Raw genomic sequence first — 16814 nt, forward strand, 5'->3', positions numbered from 1 at the left:
AGGTTCGTCGTCGCCCATGCGTCGTTCGCCGCCCGAGGCCCAAGGGCCTCAGTTGATCAGCATCTCCTCGATCAGCACCGCGTTCACCTTGGCCGGCGCGATCACCATGTTGACGCGCCGCTGGATCTCCATCCGAAGCTGGTAGGAGCCTTGCGAGCCTTGCAGGTCTTCCGGCCGCAGTTCGCGCAGGAAGGTCTGGAACATGTCCTGCAGCCTGGGCATGTTGGGTTCCAGGGCGTCGACCGTATCCTGATCGGGCGCCTCCAGGGTCAGCTTGAGCTTCAGGAAGGTCGTGCGGCCGTCGGCCGTCTGCATGTTCACCACGATGCTAGGCATGGTGTAGAACAGCACGCCGTCGGGGCCCTCGCGCACCTCGCCGACCGGCTTGTCGCCCTCGCCCTTCTTCTTGTCGTCCTTCTTGCGTTCCTTCTTCGCCGCCTTGCCGGCGGCCGCCTCGGGCTTGGGCTTGAGCAGGAAGAAGGCGCCGGCCCCGCCGCCGCCCAGCACCAGGGCCGCGGCGACGCCCGCGATGATCAGGATCTTCGGCGAAAGCTTCTTCTTGGGCGCGGCCTCGCCCTCCTCGCCTTCGGGGGCGTCGGCGTCGGCCTCTTTCACCTTGTCCTTGGCCACGCCCGCGCGCTCCTTAGAATCTATCCCCGTCTCATGACCCAGGCATGGTTAAGGACAAGTTTTTAACAGGTGTTAACGAGCGCGATTTTCGTGCCGGGCAAAAAGCGCCGGGCGGCGGGCGTTAACTTTATTTCCCGCTGATTTCATTCAGCTTTCAGACTGGCCCGATCCTTGCAGCGCAGGCGGCGACGAAAACGCCGCAGGTTAAGCCTCGCCATGGACAACGCCCTCTACGTCGGACTCTCGCGCCAGATGACCCTGCGCCGAGAACTCGACATCGTGGCCAACAACATCGCGAACATGGACACCACCGGCTTCAAGGTCGAAAACCTGATGGTCGAGACCGAGCCGGCCGCCCCCGCCCACACGGCCGGCGCGCCGCGGCCGGTGAAGTTCGTGATCGACCGCAGCGTCGGGCGCGATTTCGGCCAGGGCGTGCTGCGCTCCACCGGCGCGACCTTCGACCTCGGCATCCAGGGCGACGGGTTCTTCCGCGTGCGCACCGCGGACGGCGAGCAGTTCACCCGCGACGGCCGCTTCCACATGGACGGCGACGGGCGCCTGGTCACCGAGGACGGCGCGGCCCTGCTGGACGAAGGCGGCGGCGACATCGTCATCGACCCCAAGCTCGGCCCGGTCAGCATCGCCAAGGACGGGGTGGTGAGCCAGGGTCAGGAGCGGCTGGGCAAGGTCGGCCTCTTCCAGTTCCAGGAGCTGTCGGTGCTGGAGAAGGTCGGCGAGAACCGCTTCCGCAACAGCTCCAACGCCCAGCCCATCCCGGCCACGGAGTCGGTGATCCAGCAGGGGATGCTGGAAGGCTCCAACGTCAAGCCGATCTCGGAAGTCACCCGGATGATCGAGATCACCCGCGCCTATGAGTCCATCACCAAGATGATGGACGCCAACGCCGAACTCTCCCGCCGCTCGGTCGAGCGGATGGGCAAGGTGAACTAAGGAAGAGCTGACCGATGCAAGCGCTCCGCACCGCCGCGACGGGCATGGCCGCCCAGCAGTTGAACGTCGATGTGATCTCCAACAACATCGCCAACATGAACACCGTCGGCTTCAAGAAGCAGCGGGCGGAGTTCCAGGACCTGCTCTACCAGACCATCGAACGGGCCGGCGCGCAGTCGTCCGACCAGGGCAATGTGGTGCCGACCGGCGTGCAGGTGGGCGGCGGTGTCAAGACCGGCTCGGTCTACCGCATCACCGAACAGGGCAACATGACCGCCACCGGCGGCAAGTTCGACGTGGCGATCACCGGCCGCGGCTTCTTCCAGGTGATGATGCCGGACGGGACCATCGCCTACACCCGCGCCGGCAACTTCTCGCCCAACAATCAGGGCCAGCTCGTCACCGAGGACGGCTATCTGATCGAACCGGCGATCACCATTCCGGAAGACGCCACCGACATCTCGATCTCCAAGTCGGGCCAGGTCCAGGCGATCCGCCCGGGCCAGACCCAGCCGGAGGTGGTGGGCAATATCGAGCTGGCCACCTTCGTCAACGAGGCGGGCCTGGACGCCATCGGCGACAACCTCCTGAAGGAAAGCGCCGCCTCGGGCGCGCCCACCGTCGCTGCCCCAGGCATCGACGGGACCGGCACGCTGAACCAGGGCTATACCGAAGCCTCCAACGTCGATGCGGTGAGCGAGATCACCGCCCTGATCGTGGCCCAGCGCGCCTATGAGATGAACTCCAAGGTCATCACCTCGGCCGACGAGATGCTGCGCACCGCCAGCAACATCCGGTCATGATCATGAAGCGCCTGCTGATCGCCACCGCCGCGGCCCTGATCGCCGCCCCCGCCCTGGCCGGCACGCCGGTGGTCCTCAAGGCCGAGCCGCTCGACAGCGACGGCGTGATCACGCTGGGCGACCTATTCGAAGGCGCGGGCGCGGCCGGCAAGGTCCCGGTCGCCGCCAAGCCGGGGGCTTCGGCGGTGCTGGACGCCGCAGCCGTGCAGGGCGCGGCGCGCCGGGCGGGCCTGGACTGGGCCAACGCCGAGGGCTTTCGCCGGATCGTGGTCCGCGGCGCGCCGAGCGCCGCCGTCGCAGCGGCCGGCGTCTCGCGCGTCAATGTCGAGGTGCTGACCTACGCCCGCAGCCTGGCGGCCGGCGAGATCGTCCAGCCGCAGGACCTCGTCTGGGCCAAGGTCGCAGCCGCGCCGGCCGACGCGCCCGGCGACGCCGAGATGGTGATCGGGCTGGCGGCGCGCCGCCCGCTGCGCGCAGGCGCGGCCGTCTCGGCCCGCGACGTCTCCGCTCCCCAGGTCATCAAGGCAGGCGAGATGATCACCGTCCTCTACGAGAACGACGGGATCTCTCTGGCCCTCCAGGCCAAGGCGATGGCCGGCGCGGCGCTGGGCGACAGCTTCGCCGTCCAGAACACCGCCTCGAAGAAGGTCATCTCGGCCGTGGCCAGCGGCCCCGGTCAGGCCTTGGTCGGCCCCGCCGCCGACCAGATGCGGGCCCTGCCCCGCGCCCAGTACGCGCTTCGTTAGGGAAAACGCCCATGCGCCTCTCGCTTCTCGCCGTCCTCGCCCTGGCCCCGCTGGCCGCCTGCTCGACCGTCAAGGAGGCGGTGAAGGGGCCCGAGCTCGCGCCGGTCGGCTATCCGGCCCAACTCGTCGCCCGCGAAGCGCCGAGCTTCGTCTCGGCGCGCGAGCCGACCCCGACGCCGGCCTCGGCCAATTCGCTGTGGCGGACCGGCGCGCGCGCCTTCTTCATCGACCAGCGCGCCAACCGGGTGGGCGACATCCTGACCGTCCAGATCGACATCGACGACTCGGCCCAGACCAAGAACACCTCGACCAGCAGCCGCAGCTCGGGGGTGCAGGCTGGCGTCGACAACTTCTTCGGCCTGGAATCGAGCCTCGGCCGCTTTTTCCCCGGCGGGTTCGACCCCGCCAACGCGATCAACACCAACTCGACCTCGAACAACACCGGGACGGGCGCGGTCACCCGTTCGGAGAAGATCTCCCTGACCATCGCCGCGGTGGTCACCAACGTCCTGCCGAACGGCAACATGGTGATCCAGGGCACCCAGGAGGTCCGCACCAACGCCGAGCTGCGCCAGCTCACCGTCGCCGGCATCGTGCGGCCGGAGGACATCTCCTCGGCCAACACCATCCGCCACACCCAGATCGCCGAGGCGCGGATCAGCTATGGCGGCCGCGGCGACATCAGCCGGGTGCAGAAAGTGCCGGGCGGCCAATCGCTGGTGGAGCGGTTCCAGCCGTTCTGAGCCGGTGCTAGCTTGGCCGGCATGAAGCCTGCCGCCGCCCTCCTGCTCGCCCTGATCGCCGCCGCCGCCCAGACCCCCGCTCGAGCCCAGGCTCCCGAGCGGGTCTGGAGCGTGGAGACGCCGAAGGACGCCGAGGCGGCGCTGCACTTCGGCGCGCCGGACACCGACGACCAGCCGATCGCCTTTTTCTGCACGCGCAAGTCGGGGCAGGTGAAGGTCGTCGCCGACCTTTCGGCGCAACTGGGCGTGGATCAGGTCGGAGGCGCCTGGGTGGACAAGGCCGGCGTGCGCGAACCCTGGCCGATGAGCGTCGTCCTCACCTCGCAGGCTGCGTCGCTGAATCTGCGCGGTCAGGGCCGCGTCAACGAGATCACCGGCGGAACGACGGCCACAGCCGAGTTTTCAACCCTTGCGCCCTTCGCCGCCGCCTTCCGCAAGAGCGGCGCGATCACTCTGAACGCGATCGGCGAGACGCTTCAGCCACCGCCGGCGCCCAAGGGCCAGGTTCGGAAATTCCTCGGGGCCTGCAAGTAGGCTTCAGGCGCGCCGGCCCGCGGCTGCGGCGTTGTCGACGCCCAAGGCGGAAAGCGCGCCGGCCACGATCCCTTCGGCGTCGAGCCCCGCCTCGGCGTACATCGCCTCCGGCTTGCCCTGGTCCTGGAAGACGTCGGGCAGGGCGAGAGTCCGCACCTTCAGACCGCGGTCGAGGGCGCCGTGCTGGGCCAGCGCCTGGAGTACGAAGGCGCCGAAGCCTCCCATGGCGCCTTCTTCCACCGTGATCAGGGCCTCGTGCTCGCGCGCCAGGCGCAGGACGAGCTCGATGTCGAGCGGCTTGGCGAAGCGGGCGTCGGCGACGGTGGCGGCCAGGCCGCGGGCGGCCAGCATGTCGGCCGCCTTGAGGCTATCGGCCAGGCGCGTGCCGAACGACAGGATGGCGACGGCCGAGCCTTCGCGCACGATGCGGCCCTTGCCGATCTCCAGCGGCTCGGCGATGTCCGGGATCGCCACGCCCGTCCCCTCGCCGCGCGGATAGCGGAAGGCCGAGGGGCGGTCGTCGATGGCCACGGCGGTCGCGACCATGCGCGCCAGCTCGGCTTCGTCGGCCGCCGCCATCAGCACCATGCCCGGCAAGGCGCCCATGAACCCGATGTCGAAGGAGCCCGCGTGGGTCGCGCCGTCGGCCCCGACCAGGCCGGCGCGGTCCATGGCGAAACGCACCGGCAGGCCCTGGATCGCCACGTCATGGACGACCTGGTCGTAACCACGCTGGAGGAAGGTCGAATAGATCGCGCAGAACGGCTTCATCCCGTCGGCGGCCAGCCCCGCGGCGAAGGTCACCGCATGCTGCTCGGCGATGCCGACATCGAACATGCGGTCGGGGAAGCGCTTGGCGAACAGGTCGAGGCCCGTACCGGAATCCATCGCCGCGGTGACGCCGATGATCTTCGGGTCCTTCTCAGCCTGCTTGATGAGTTCCTGGGCGAAGACCTTGGTGTAGGTCGGGGCGGCCGGCGCAGCCTTGGCCTGCTGGCCGGTGATGACGTCGAACTTGGCCACCGCATGCAGCTTGTCGGCCGCGCTTTCGGCCGGGGCGTAGCCCTTGCCCTTCTGGGTGACCACATGGACCAGGACCGGCTTGTCCTTGATCTCGCGGACGTTGCGCAGCACCGCGGTCAGGGCGTCGAGGTCGTGCCCGTCGATCGGCCCGACATAGTAGAAGCCCAGTTCCTCGAACATGGTGCCGCCGGTGACCATGCCGCGGGCGTATTCCTCGGCCTTGCGGGCGGCCTCCTGCAGCGGCCGGGGCAGCACCTTGGCCACCGACTTGCCGAGGTTGCGCAGCGACTGATAGCCGCCGCCCGACACCACGCGGGCGAGATAGGCGCTCATCCCGCCCACCGGCGGGGCGATCGACATGTCGTTGTCGTTGAGGATGACCGTGAGCTGGCCGCGAGTGGTGTGGCAGGCGTTGTTCATGGCCTCGTAGGCCATGCCCGCGCTCATCGAGCCGTCGCCGATCACGGCCACCACGCTGTTGGAGCGGCCGGCGGCGTCGCGCGCGGCGGCGAAGCCGAGGGCGGCGCTGATCGAGGTCGCCGCATGCGCCGCGCCGAACGGGTCGTATTCGCTCTCGCTGCGCTTGGTGAAGCCCGACAGCCCGCCCGCCTGGCGCAGGGTGCGGATGCGGTCGCGGCGGCCGGTCAGGATCTTGTGCGGATAGGCCTGGTGGCCGACGTCCCAGATCAGGATATCTTCCGGCGTCTCGAAGACATGATGCAGCGCGACAGTCAGCTCGACGACGCCGAGGCCGGCGCCGAAGTGTCCGCCGGTCTGCGATACAACATCGATCATCTCCGCGCGCAGTTCATCGGCGAGCTGGCGCAGTTCAGCGGTGCTGAATCCACGCATGTCACGTGGGTGTTTGACCTTGTCGAGCAGCGGAGTGACGGGAGCCATATTGTCGGGTTTTCTTGAACTAGTTTCGGCGATCTAGCACGAAATCGACGCTCGCCCGCAGGAAATCCGCGCGCGGGCCGAACGGATCCAGGTGAGCCTTGGTCTGCTCCTTGAGCACTGCAAGCCGCTGGCGGGCCGCATCGGCCCCCAGAAGCGTGACGTAGTTGGCCTTGCCCCGCTCGGCGTCCTTGCCGACCTTCTTGCCCATCGCCTCGCTGTCGCCCTCGGCGTCGAGCAGGTCGTCGACGATCTGGTAGGCGAGCCCGATGTCCTGGGCGAACCCCATCAGGGCGTGGCGCTCGGCCTCGCCGGCGCGGGCCATGATCAGCGGCAGCTCGAAGGAGACGGCGATCAGGGCGCCGGTCTTCAGCCGCTGCATCCGCGCCACCGCGCCCAGGTCGTCGCGCACGCCCAGCATGTCGATCATCTGGCCGCCGCACATGCCCCGCGCGCCCGAGGCCTGGGCGAGCTTCAGCACGAGCTCGGCGCGTACCGCTCCATCGCGATGGGTGTCGGGATCGGCCAGGATCTCGAAGGCCATGGTCTGCAGGGAATCGCCGGCCAGGACGGCGGTCGCCTCGTCATAGGCCTTGTGCACGGTCGGCCGTCCGCGCCGCATGTCGTCGTCGTCCATGCAGGGCAGGTCGTCGTGGATCAGGCTGTAGGCCTGGATGCATTCCAGGGCGCAGGCCGCGCGCAGCACCGGCCGGTCGTCCAGGTCGAACATGCGGCCGGTCTCGATGGCGAAGAAGGTGCGCAGGCGCTTTCCCGGGCCCAGGGCGGCGTAGCGCATCGCCTCGGTCAGCCGCTGCTCGGGCCCCTCGGCGCGCGGCAGCAGCTCGTCCAGAGCCACCGTGACGAGGTCGGCGGCTTCGGCGACGCGGGCGGCCATCTCCATGTCAGTTGAACTCGGCCGGCTCGACGCCCGCCTGCCCGTTCTGACCGACCACGATCTTCTCGACCCGCAGGCGCGCAGCCTCCAGGCGCTTTTCGCAATGGGCCTTCAGCAGGGCCCCGCGCTCGTAGAGCGCGATGGACTGTTCCAGGGGCGCCTGGCCGGATTCGAGCTGGCCGACGATACGTTCCAGCTCGGCCAGGGCCTGTTCGAAGGAGAGCGCGTCAATGTCGGCGGCGTCGGCCATGCTTTTGGATTCCTCGAAAGCGGGCAGGTTAGTGACCGGGGGCGCCCCCGGCAATGCGGCAAGTCCCTAACGCCGCTCGTAGCGCCGGGTCGACCAGTACTTCCAGCCCTGGTTGGCCGTCAGGCGCCAGCCGCGCCGCCGCAGGGCGCGCCCGACCATGAAGTTGAAGAAGCCGTGCGCCAGCACCACCACGTCGCGCCCCTCGCTGGCCAGTTGCACGATCATGTCGGCCGCCTGCTCGGCGCGCGCCTCGGCCTCGCGCCGGGTTTCCTGGCCTTCGTGATGGTTGAAGAACCACCACCAGACCCGAGCGATGAAGCCCCAGAACTTGGGCGACATCTTCACGAAGCGCGGCCAGTGCGGCGGGGGCAGCGGCGCCTCCACGAACAGGGGCGTGCGCGAGAACTCGCGGCCGGCGGCCAGGGCCAGGGCGCTTTCGATGGAACGGTTGCGGACCGAGGAGATGATGACGCCGGCGCGGGCGGTCTGCTCGATCAGGGTCGCCGGCGGCTGCTGGCCCGGCCGGATGCCGAGCTGCTCGTAGCGGCTCCAGTATTCGCGATAGCCGTGGGCGTTCAGCATCACCTTGCGGTGGATGTCCGGCTCCCCATGCCGCGCGAGCACGATGGCCCCGGAGCGCATGCTGCCGGTTTTCGGGAGGTCGGCGGTCAAAGCGTCGGCCATTTCGTCTGAAGGCCGGAACGCGCGCCGACCTCGCCCTTACCCCTGCGAGAGAGCCCGAACATGCGCAAGCGCCGACTGGCCTAGAGCCTCTAGGTCGTACCCGCCCTCGAGCGAGGAAACAACCCGCCCGCGTCCATGCGCCCGCGCCACCTCGAGGATGGCCCGCGTGGCCCACTCGAAGTCCTCGGCCTCCAGGTTCTGGCTCGAATCGCTGACCGGATCGCGGGCGTGGGCGTCGAAGCCGGCCGAGACGACGATCAGGTCGGGCGCGAAGGCGTCCACGTGGCGCATCAGGCCGGAAAACTCGCGCCGCCAGGCCTCGCGCGAGGCGCCGGGCGACACCACGGCGTTGCGGATATTGCCGGGGACAGGCTCGGAAGGATGGCCGCTGCCCGGCCACATCGGCCATTGCTGCACCGAGGCGAAGAACAGGTCCTCCCGCCCGCTCACCACCGCCTGGGTGCCGTTGCCGTGGTGGACGTCGAAGTCGACCACCGCCACCTTCCGCAGGCCCGCCTGCTGGGCGGCGCGGGCGGCGATGGCGACGTTGGAGAAGATACAGAACCCCATGGGCAGGGCCGGTTCCGCATGGTGCCCCGGCGGGCGCACGGCGCAGAAGGCCCGCTCGACCTCGCCGGCGGCGACGTCCCGGACCGCCTGGACCACTCCCCCCGCGGCGCGCAGGGCCGCGTTCAGGCTGCCCGGCGACATGTAGGTGTCCTCGTCCAGCTTCAGCAGGCCGGTTTGGGGCGCGGCCTCGATCAGAGCCTGGACGTAGGCGTTGCGATGGGCGAGCAGCAGATCGGCCTGGGCGATGGGCGGCGCCTCGCGCCGCTCCAGCCTCAGGGTCGCGTCGTCTGCCAGCGCGTCCAGCACCGCGCGCAGCCGCTCGGGCCGCTCGTAATGCCAGTCGCCGGGACGATGGCCGAGCATGTCGAGATGGGTATAGAGAGCGACGTCCATTGGAATCGTAGACTAAACACGCCCAGCGCCCAAATGCAGCCACCCGTTATCCGCCGCGCCCAGCTTTCCGATGCGGCCGCCCTTTCGGAACTGGGCGCGCGCACCTTCACCGAGACCTTCGCCCATCTCTATCCGCCGCAGGACCTGAGCGCCTTTCTGGACCAGGCCTACAGCCTGGAGCGGACCTGCGCCGACCTCGCCCATCCCGGCAAGGCGCAATGGATCGTGGAGGCCGGCGGCCAGGCCGTGGGCTACGCCCTGGCCGGCCCCTGCGAGCTTCCGCATCCGGACGTCGCCGCCGCCAGCGGCGAGCTGAAGCGGTTCTATCTTCTGAAGCCGTGGCAGGGCGGAGGCGTCGGCGGGCGGCTGTTCGACGAGGTCATGGCCTGGCTGGAGCAGGACGGCCCCCGCGACCTGTGGATCGGCGTCTGGTCGGAGAACTACGGGGCCCGGCGCTTCTACGCCCGCCACGGCTTCGAGAAGGTCGGCGAATACGGATTCCAAGTCGGAAACACGGTGGATCGCGAATTCATTCTGAGGCGTGTCGCGCACGCCGGTTCCACCAAGGGATGAAAAGCCGGCGAAGCCTTGCGAGGTTCGCTGAATCTCTCATCTCGCTTAGAGAAATATTGCTTCGATTTAACGTCCCGGTCTTTGACGCTGCGGCCGCGTTTTGTCAGGTTCCCCGGCGATCATCGACGTAGCTGATTGGCGACGGGTGGGATGTTGAAGATTGGATATGTCCGTCTGCGCGATCCGCGCTCGGCGGAGGATACGGCGAAGCTCAAATCCGACGGATGCCACGTGGTCCGCGCCGAGGAACCGGCCGGCCCCGCGGGCGATGAGTCGTCGGTTCTGACGTCCATCATCGATTTCATCGCCGAGGGCGACCAGTTGGTCGTCACCCGGCTCAGCCACCTTGGAACCTCCGGGCGCGAACTGCTCGACGTGCTGGACCGGCTTGAGGCCCGGGGCGCCAGCCTGCTGGTCGCCCAGTCCGATCTCTGCAGCCAGGGCGAGGGCGGGCGGGCGCTGCGCGCGGCCCTGGGCGCGGTCGCCGAACTCGAACCTCCGTGGACGAGCCGCCGCCGCAAGGGCGCGCCGGCCGAAGACATCCGCGCGTTGCAGGCCGCGGGCGTCGGCCCGGTCGAGATCGCCCGGCGGCTGGGCGTCTCGCGCATGACCGTCTGGCGCAAGCTCAAGGAAGCGACGGCCTAAATCCTCTCGGCGACCTGGGCGGCGGCCTCGGCTGCTCGATCCCCCTTGCGGACATTATGTTATAATATTACATCGACGTCGTCGCGACGGCGACGGTCGAGTGTGTCCACCCCTCGGAGGGTCCTTAGTGAAAACCGCCTCAAGGTCCCTTCTGGACGCCTCGGCCGTCAGCCTGTCCGGCCTCTGCCTGGTGCATTGCCTGGCCCTCCCCCTGGTCGCCGCCTCCTCCCCCCTGCTGGCGACCTGGGCGGAGGCCGAGTGGGTCCACACCGCCGCGGTGGCGGTGGCCGCGCCGCTGTCGGCCCTGGCCCTGTGGCGGCGGGGTCAGTCGGGCCCGATCCTCATCCTCTCCCTGATCGGCCTGGCCCTGCTGGCCCTGGGCGCGGCGCACTGGCCCTCGCATCGCCTGGAGACGCCGATCACGGTCTGCGGCAGCCTGTTCCTGGCCGGCGCGCACCTGCTCAACTGGCGCCGGCGGCACGCCGATCCGGCCGCGCCGGGCTGCTGACGCGCTCTTTCGAAGGCTGAAGCCCGACGCAAGGGCACGCTGGACAACCGCAGTTCGGGGCCCCATCTTCGCAAGTCAAACGTCTGTTCGTCTGCGACTGGAAGCCCGCCATGTTCATGCGCTTTTTCACCGAGCTGCGCGAAGCCAAGGTGCCGGTGACGCTGAAAGAGTACCTCATGCTGATGGAGGCGCTCGACAAGGCGGCGATCGACCGGTCGGTGAACGACTTCTATTACCTGTCGCGCTCGGCCCTGGTGAAGGACGAGAAGAACCTCGACAAGTTCGACCAGGTGTTCGGCCACGTCTTCAAGGGCCTGGAAAAGGTCGAGGGCGTGGGCACGGCCGACATCCCGGCCGAATGGCTGCGCAAGATCTCCGAGAAGTTCCTGACCGAAGAGGAAAAGGCCCAGATCGAGGCCATGGGTGGCTTCGACAAGCTGATGGAGGCCCTGGCCGAACGCCTCAAGGAACAGAAGGAGCGGCACGAGGGCGGCGACAAGATGATCGGCACCGGCGGCACCTCGCCCTTCGGCGCCAACGGCTATCATCCCGAAGGCATCCGCATCGGCCAGGACAAGGGCCGCCACGGCAAGGCGATCAAGGTCTGGGACAAGCGCGAGTACAAGAACCTCGACGACTCGGTCGAGCTCGGCACCCGCAACATCAAGGTCGCCCTGCGCCGGTTGCGCAAATGGGTGCGCGACGGCGCCGCCGACGAACTGGACATGCCCGGCACGATCCGCGGCACCGCCGAGAAGGGCTATCTGGACATCCAGATGCGGCCCGAACGCCGCAACAAGATCAGCGTCCTGATCTTCTTCGACATCGGCGGCTCGATGGATAGCCACATCAAGATCTGCGAGGAGCTGTTTTCGGCCGCGCGGTCCGAGTTCAAGAACATGGAGTTCTACTACTTCCACAACTGTCTCTATGAGCACGTGTGGAAGGACAACCGCCGCCGTCACGCCGAGAAGCTGAACACCTGGGACATCCTCCACAAGTTCTCCAGCGACTATAAGGTGATCTTCGTCGGCGACGCGACGATGAGCCCCTACGAGATCACCTATCCGGGCGGCTCGGTCGAGCACTGGAACGAGGAGGCCGGCGCGGTGTGGATGGACCGCGTGGCCCAGATCTACGAACACATGGTCTGGCTCAACCCGACGGCCGAGCGGCACTGGGACTACACCCCCTCCATCGAGGTGATGAAGCAACTGGTGAACGACCGGATGTTCCCGCTGACGCTGGAAGGCCTCGAAAAGGCGATGAAGGAGCTGGCACGCTAACGCTCCGCATCGCCCGACACCTGCTAAGGTGTGGGGACATTTGAGAGATTCGCCCGTGGACGCCGCCCAGGCCAACGAACCCGAAGAGACCAACGAAGCCGCCACCAAGGCGGCGGTCTTCTGCGCCGCCGAGCGGCTCTTCGCCCTCCACGGCTTCCAGAACGTCTCGGTCCGCGACATCACCGCCGCCGCGGGGGTGAACCTCGCCTCGGTGAACTACCACTTCGGCTCCAAGGACGCCCTGCTGTTCGAGATCTTCCGCCGGCGGACGGCGGAGCTGAACCGCGAGCGGGCGCGGATGCTGCACGAGGCCAACGACCGCCATCACGGCGACCCGCCGGTCCGCGACATCCTCGAGGCGCTGTTCGCCCCGCCCCTGCGCTGGGGCTCGCTCGAGAACGACCGGCGCATCTCGATCCAGTTCATCATCCGCTCGCGCAGCGAAGGCACCGCCGAGATGCGCGAAGCGCTGGCCAAGGACGTCAGCCACCTGGCCCGCTTCGCCGACGCCCTGATCAAGGCGCGCCCGGACCTGCCGGCGGAAACCGTCTACTGGCGGCTGCACTTCTGCCTGGGCATGGTGCACAACAACCGCTTCGCCGAGTTCGACCGCCTGCACGTACTGTCCGACGGGGCGACCCGCGAAGGCGACACGGACGGCCTGCTGGGGCGCATGCTCGACTTCGCCGAGGCCGGCTTCTCGGCCTAGCCGGCCAATTTCCAGGCCAGCCGCAGGTCTTCGACGAACCCGCCATAGAGCGCCTTGCGCCTCGCCTCGTCCGGCGCCCGCAGCAGGAATGACGGGTGATAGGTCACGATCGCCTGGGCCTGGTCGGGCAACTGGAGCGCCCGCCCGCGCGACTTGCCGATCGCCGTCGCCTTGCCGAACACGCCCAGCGCCGCGGTGGCGCCCAGGGCCACGATCACCCGCGGCCGCACGATGGCCCGCTCGGCGTCCAGCCACCAGCGGCAGGCCGAGACGTGGGCGGCGGTCGGGGTCTGGTGGATGCGGCGCTTGCCCCGCTGCTCATGGCGAAAATGCTTCACCGCGTTGGTGACATAGGCCTCGCCCCGCGGAACCGACGCCTCCTCCAGCGCGCGGTCCAGCAGGCGCCCCGCCGGCCCGACGAACGGCCGCCCGGCGAGGTCTTCCTGGTTTCCCGGCTGCTCGCCCACCAGCATCAGCCGCGCCTGGGCCCCGCCCTCGCCCGCCACGCCCTGGGTCGCCTCGCGCCACAGCTCGCAACGGCGGCAGGCCTCGACGCCGGCGGCGACCGCCTCCAGGGTCGCAGGGACGTCCGCTTCGGGAGGCGAGGAGGATGCGGCGCGCGCCATGGTCAGGATGTCCGCGTTCGACGGTCCGAACTGGAATGAGCCGGCCCGCCGAGCGGTTCCTCCGCCCCGGCTTGAGCGCCCGCCGTCTCGACCGGCGGGCGACCAGCGCCTAGCCTTGCGCCCATGGACCTGATCGACCCGTTCGCCCAAGCCGCGCCGCGCTTCCTCACCCGCCGCAAGTCGGGCCAGCCGCATCAGGTGTTCTCCGGCTTCCTCTTCCATGTCGAGGCCGACCGCTATCTGGTGCTGACCGCCCTGCACTGCCTGCTGCAGCCCGGCGCCTTCTATTTCAAGAACCGGGGGACCGAGGACACCTGGGCCGACACCTATGGTCACGACCTCGAATGCGAGGCGCTCGGCCTCAAGCTCAGCCTCTATGACGGCCGGACGCCGCGCTTCCGCTGGCACATGGACCCGCTCGACGCCTCGCTGGACGTGGCGGCGGTTCCAGTGCGGCTGCCGGCCCGGCCCCAGGCGATCAACTGGCCCGGACGCTTCGGCGACTACGACGTGGTGACCGAGGGCCTGCCGCTCACCACCGGTTCGGCCGGCGTGATCTACGGCTTTCCGGGTGGCGCTGCGATCCTGAAGGCCGCGCCCATCGCCCGCGGCTTCACCCTGGCCAGCGACTATCGGCTCAACCCCTTCGCGTTCCATGTGGACGGGATCGGCGGCGCGGGCTGCTCGGGCGGCCCCGTCGCCCTGCGGGCCGAGCGCGGCGACCGCACCCTGCTGCAATGGATCGGCATCTATGTCGCCACCTACGAGGCCGAGCGCCTCGGCCGCTGCATTCCACTGGGGCCGGTGATGGAGGTCGTGGAGGCCGCCGTCGCCGACCGCAACCTCTGGGATCGATGAGCCGAGCTTGAAGACCAAGGCTTAACCCATCTGGGAGATTTTGCGCGCGCCGTTCAGCGCCCGAACGGCCGATCGCGTCACTTCCGGCGGCGATCGCCTGCCGCTGGACCGGCGACGCGGCGCGCCTGGAGTATTGTTCCCATGTTCCGTCTCGCCCTTACCGGAGGCGTCCTTGCGACCCTGCTTCCCGCCCTGGCCCATGCCCAGGACGCCGCGCCCGCGGTCGAGGAACTGGTCGTCACCGGCGAAAAGGCGCCGCGCAGCCTGCAGGACACCCTGACCAGCGTCGCGGTCGTCGACGCCCGGCGGATCGAGACGGCGAACATCCAGTCGCTGACCGACATTCTCAACCGCACAGTCAACGTCGCCGAGACCCGTGGCGGCGAGGGCTTCACCATCCGCGGGATCGCCAATTCCAACGTCTCGGGCGGGGGCTCGGGCGCGCTGGCCAGCGTCTATATCGATGGTGCGGCCATTCCCGAGCGCGGCATGATCTCCGGCGTGCTCGACATGTGGGACGTGCGCCAGGTCGAGATCCTGCGCGGCCCGCAATCGACGCTCCAGGGACGCAACGCCCTGGCCGGGGCCGTGGTCATCAACACCGAGGACCCGAGTTGGGACTGGCAGGCCAAGGCCCGCCTCCTGCTCTCCGACCGCCAGGAACAGTCCTACGCCCTGGCCCTCGGCGGCCCCATCGTCGCCGACCAGCTCGCCTTCCGCCTGTCGGTGCAGGACCGCGACGCCGACGGCTTCATCTACAACACCACCCGCAAGACGGACGAGGACCCGGTCCGCGCCACCACCGTCCGCGGCAAGCTGCTGCTCACCCCGTCGGCGACGCCGGGCCTGACCGTCCGCGCCAGCGTCATCCACGACGAGCGCGAGGGCGGTTTCGTCTACAGCTACGCCCGCACCGACCGCCCCGACGCTTTCGAGGACCGCATCACCGACAGCGACTTTCCCAGCGACAACGACGTCACCTCCAACCTCGTCAGCCTATCGGCCAATTATGCGCTCAGCGACCGCCTCAGCCTCTCGTCGGTGAGCGCCTGGGACAAGGTCGAGAGCTACGGCCGCTACGACATCGACGGCGGGCCGACCGACATCGCCCATGCGGTGGAGAACGAGACCATCTCCACCGCCACCCAGGAGCTGCGCCTGAACTATCGGGGCGAGCGGCTGGAGGGCCTGGCCGGCCTCTATGTCAGCCGCCGCGAGCGCAAGGACGCCATCGCCTCGCTCACCAATGTCGCCACGCCTCAGACCACCCTGGTCGGCGTGCTGATGAGCCCGCCCTTCGGCCTGCCCTTCGCCAACGCCAACGCCGTGGCCGGCGCCTATGTCGCCGCCCTCCCCGCGCTCACCATCGACTTCCGAGGCGACGCGCCCGAGACGGTGACCACCGCGGCGATCTTCGCCGACGGCCGGTTCCGCCTGACCGACCGGGCCTGGCTGCTGGCCGGCTTCCGCTACGACCGCGAGGAGAGCAGCCTGGCCGTGCGCCAGTCGGCCCGCTTCGACGGCGCCTATCCCAACCCCGCCGCCTTCGGCCCGATGGCGCCGGTGATCGCCGGCCTCAACCAGGTGGTGGCGCTCTACGTCGCCCAGGCCGGCGCCTCGCAGCCGAAGACCTCTCGTGACTTCGAGGCCTTCCTGCCGAAGGTCGGCCTGAAGTACGACCTGACGAACGACGCCTCGCTGAGCTTCACGGCCCAGCGCGCCTATCGCTCCGGCGGGGTCAGCCTGAACGTCGCCCGCGCCGGCATCGTCGCCTACGATCCGGAATATACCTGGAACTACGAACTGGCCCTGCGCACCGCCTGGCCGGATCAGGCCCTGACCCTGAACGCCAACGCCTACTATGTCGACTGGAGCGACCAGCAGGTGCAGGTGAACCTGGGCGCCAGCATCTACGACACCCAGACCGAAAACGCTGGCTCCTCCCACCTCTACGGCGCGGAGGTCGAAGCCGCCTGGCGCCCCAGCCAAAGGTGGGGCCTCTACGGTTCGGCCGGCTACAGCCGCACCCGGTTCGACGACTTCACCGTGGCCGCCGGCAGCCTGACCGCCGATCTCTCCGATTCGGAGTTCGCCTTCGCCCCGCGCTGGACCGCCGCGGTCGGCGGCGACTATCGCTGGGACAACGGCCTCTTCGCGGGGGTCAACGCCAGCTATCGCAGCAGCGCCTTCAGCGTGACCGGCGTCGATCAGGCCGCCTCGCGTCTCGACGCCCGCACCATCGTCAACGCCAAGCTGGGCTATCAGGCCGACCATTGGACGCTCTCGGCCTTCGGGAACAACGTCTTCGACGAGGCCCATGTCCAGTACGTCCAGCCCTTCTCGAACCGGGCGATGTTCGGCGCGCCGCGCGTGCTCGGCGTGATCCTCGAGGCCAATTGGTAGGGGCCGCGCAGCCGACGGCCCTTCCCCTGCGGCGCCGGACTCTGGTACGAGTTCGGCATTATATTTAGCCGTTAAAATTAGGGA

19 protein-coding genes are annotated in these 16814 nt (G+C 68.9%); 12 read left to right on the plus strand and 7 right to left on the minus strand.

All coding sequences use genetic code 11. The features are described 5' to 3' along the window. Positions 1-48: 48 nt before the first annotated feature. The gene (locus ACE3TL_RS00850) at positions 49-630 is read right to left on the minus strand and encodes a flagellar basal body-associated FliL family protein (protein WP_374576767.1); all 582 of its coding nucleotides are present in this window, start codon (positions 628-630) and stop codon (positions 49-51) included. Positions 631-846: 216 nt separating this feature from the next. Between ACE3TL_RS00850 and flgF the strand changes: the two genes are divergently transcribed. The 5 genes from flgF to ACE3TL_RS00875 are packed head-to-tail and all read left to right on the plus strand — an operon-like array spanning position 847 to position 4410. Continuing rightward, the gene (gene flgF, locus ACE3TL_RS00855; protein WP_374576768.1) at positions 847-1584 is read left to right on the plus strand and encodes a flagellar basal-body rod protein FlgF; all 738 of its coding nucleotides are present in this window, start codon (positions 847-849) and stop codon (positions 1582-1584) included. A gap of 14 nt (positions 1585-1598) precedes the next feature. Next, on the plus strand, positions 1599-2387 hold the full coding sequence (gene flgG, locus ACE3TL_RS00860; protein WP_374576769.1) for a flagellar basal-body rod protein FlgG: 789 nt from the start codon (positions 1599-1601) through the stop codon (positions 2385-2387). 2 nt (positions 2388-2389) lie between these two features. Beyond that, complete coding sequence (flgA, locus tag ACE3TL_RS00865; RefSeq protein WP_374576831.1) at positions 2390-3133, plus strand: flagellar basal body P-ring formation chaperone FlgA; 744 nt, start codon at positions 2390-2392, stop codon at positions 3131-3133. 11 nt (positions 3134-3144) lie between these two features. Next, complete coding sequence (flgH, locus tag ACE3TL_RS00870) at positions 3145-3876, plus strand: flagellar basal body L-ring protein FlgH (RefSeq protein WP_374576770.1); 732 nt, start codon at positions 3145-3147, stop codon at positions 3874-3876. A gap of 21 nt (positions 3877-3897) precedes the next feature. Then, a complete protein-coding gene (locus ACE3TL_RS00875; RefSeq protein WP_374576771.1) occupies positions 3898-4410 on the plus strand; it encodes a hypothetical protein in 513 nt (170 codons plus the stop codon). Positions 4411-4413: 3 nt separating this feature from the next. Here the strand turns inward: ACE3TL_RS00875 and dxs are convergent, their stop codons facing one another. The 5 genes from dxs to ACE3TL_RS00900 all read right to left on the minus strand — a co-directional run bounded on the left by dxs (position 4414) and on the right by ACE3TL_RS00900 (position 9122). Beyond that, on the minus strand, positions 4414-6333 hold the full coding sequence (dxs, locus tag ACE3TL_RS00880; RefSeq protein ID WP_374576772.1) for a 1-deoxy-D-xylulose-5-phosphate synthase: 1920 nt from the start codon (positions 6331-6333) through the stop codon (positions 4414-4416). A 19-nt stretch (positions 6334-6352) separates the two neighbouring features. Further along, positions 6353-7231 (minus strand): polyprenyl synthetase family protein, encoded by an 879-nt coding sequence (locus ACE3TL_RS00885; protein ID WP_374576773.1) that lies wholly within the window; start codon positions 7229-7231, stop codon positions 6353-6355. A 1-nt stretch (position 7232) separates the two neighbouring features. Next, positions 7233-7475, minus strand: coding sequence for an exodeoxyribonuclease VII small subunit (locus tag ACE3TL_RS00890; protein ID WP_374533588.1), 243 nt, complete (start codon positions 7473-7475; stop codon positions 7233-7235). Positions 7476-7541: 66 nt separating this feature from the next. Next, the gene (locus ACE3TL_RS00895) at positions 7542-8159 is read right to left on the minus strand and encodes a histidine phosphatase family protein (protein ID WP_374533589.1); all 618 of its coding nucleotides are present in this window, start codon (positions 8157-8159) and stop codon (positions 7542-7544) included. Between the two features lie 36 nt (positions 8160-8195). Beyond that, entirely contained in the window at positions 8196-9122 is a 927-nt protein-coding gene (locus ACE3TL_RS00900) for a histone deacetylase family protein (RefSeq protein WP_374576774.1), read from the minus strand. 33 nt (positions 9123-9155) lie between these two features. Here ACE3TL_RS00900 and ACE3TL_RS00905 point away from each other — a divergent pair, with 33 nt between their 5' ends. The 5 genes from ACE3TL_RS00905 (at position 9156) to ACE3TL_RS00925 (ending at position 12843) form a co-directional block, all read left to right on the plus strand. After that, positions 9156-9695: an N-acetyltransferase family protein gene (locus ACE3TL_RS00905; protein WP_374576775.1), complete on the plus strand. Its 540-nt coding sequence runs from the start codon at positions 9156-9158 to the stop codon at positions 9693-9695. A gap of 150 nt (positions 9696-9845) precedes the next feature. Further along, on the plus strand, positions 9846-10340 hold the full coding sequence (locus ACE3TL_RS00910) for a recombinase family protein (RefSeq protein WP_374576776.1): 495 nt from the start codon (positions 9846-9848) through the stop codon (positions 10338-10340). Between the two features lie 127 nt (positions 10341-10467). Further along, the gene (locus ACE3TL_RS00915) at positions 10468-10848 is read left to right on the plus strand and encodes a MerC domain-containing protein (RefSeq protein WP_374576777.1); all 381 of its coding nucleotides are present in this window, start codon (positions 10468-10470) and stop codon (positions 10846-10848) included. A 110-nt stretch (positions 10849-10958) separates the two neighbouring features. Beyond that, the gene (locus ACE3TL_RS00920; protein WP_374533594.1) at positions 10959-12134 is read left to right on the plus strand and encodes a VWA domain-containing protein; all 1176 of its coding nucleotides are present in this window, start codon (positions 10959-10961) and stop codon (positions 12132-12134) included. Between the two features lie 55 nt (positions 12135-12189). Further along, on the plus strand, positions 12190-12843 hold the full coding sequence (locus tag ACE3TL_RS00925) for a TetR/AcrR family transcriptional regulator (protein WP_374533595.1): 654 nt from the start codon (positions 12190-12192) through the stop codon (positions 12841-12843). Here ACE3TL_RS00925 and ACE3TL_RS00930 read toward each other — a convergent pair. Continuing rightward, positions 12840-13469 carry a UdgX family uracil-DNA binding protein gene (locus ACE3TL_RS00930; protein ID WP_374576778.1) on the minus strand — a complete coding sequence of 210 codons (630 nt, stop codon included), beginning with the start codon at positions 13467-13469 and terminating at the stop codon, positions 12840-12842. The genes ACE3TL_RS00925 and ACE3TL_RS00930 overlap by 4 nt on opposite strands. A gap of 123 nt (positions 13470-13592) precedes the next feature. Between ACE3TL_RS00930 and ACE3TL_RS00935 the strand changes: the two genes are divergently transcribed. Together ACE3TL_RS00935 and ACE3TL_RS00940 are read left to right on the plus strand one after the other, a co-directional pair. After that, positions 13593-14327 (plus strand): hypothetical protein, encoded by a 735-nt coding sequence (locus ACE3TL_RS00935; RefSeq protein WP_374576779.1) that lies wholly within the window; start codon positions 13593-13595, stop codon positions 14325-14327. Positions 14328-14468: 141 nt separating this feature from the next. Further along, a complete protein-coding gene (locus ACE3TL_RS00940) occupies positions 14469-16730 on the plus strand; it encodes a TonB-dependent receptor (protein ID WP_374576780.1) in 2262 nt (753 codons plus the stop codon). The last annotated feature ends 84 nt before the right edge of the window (positions 16731-16814 follow it).

This window comes from Phenylobacterium sp. (assembly GCF_041920015.1).
GTDB lineage: Bacteria > Pseudomonadota > Alphaproteobacteria > Caulobacterales > Caulobacteraceae > Phenylobacterium.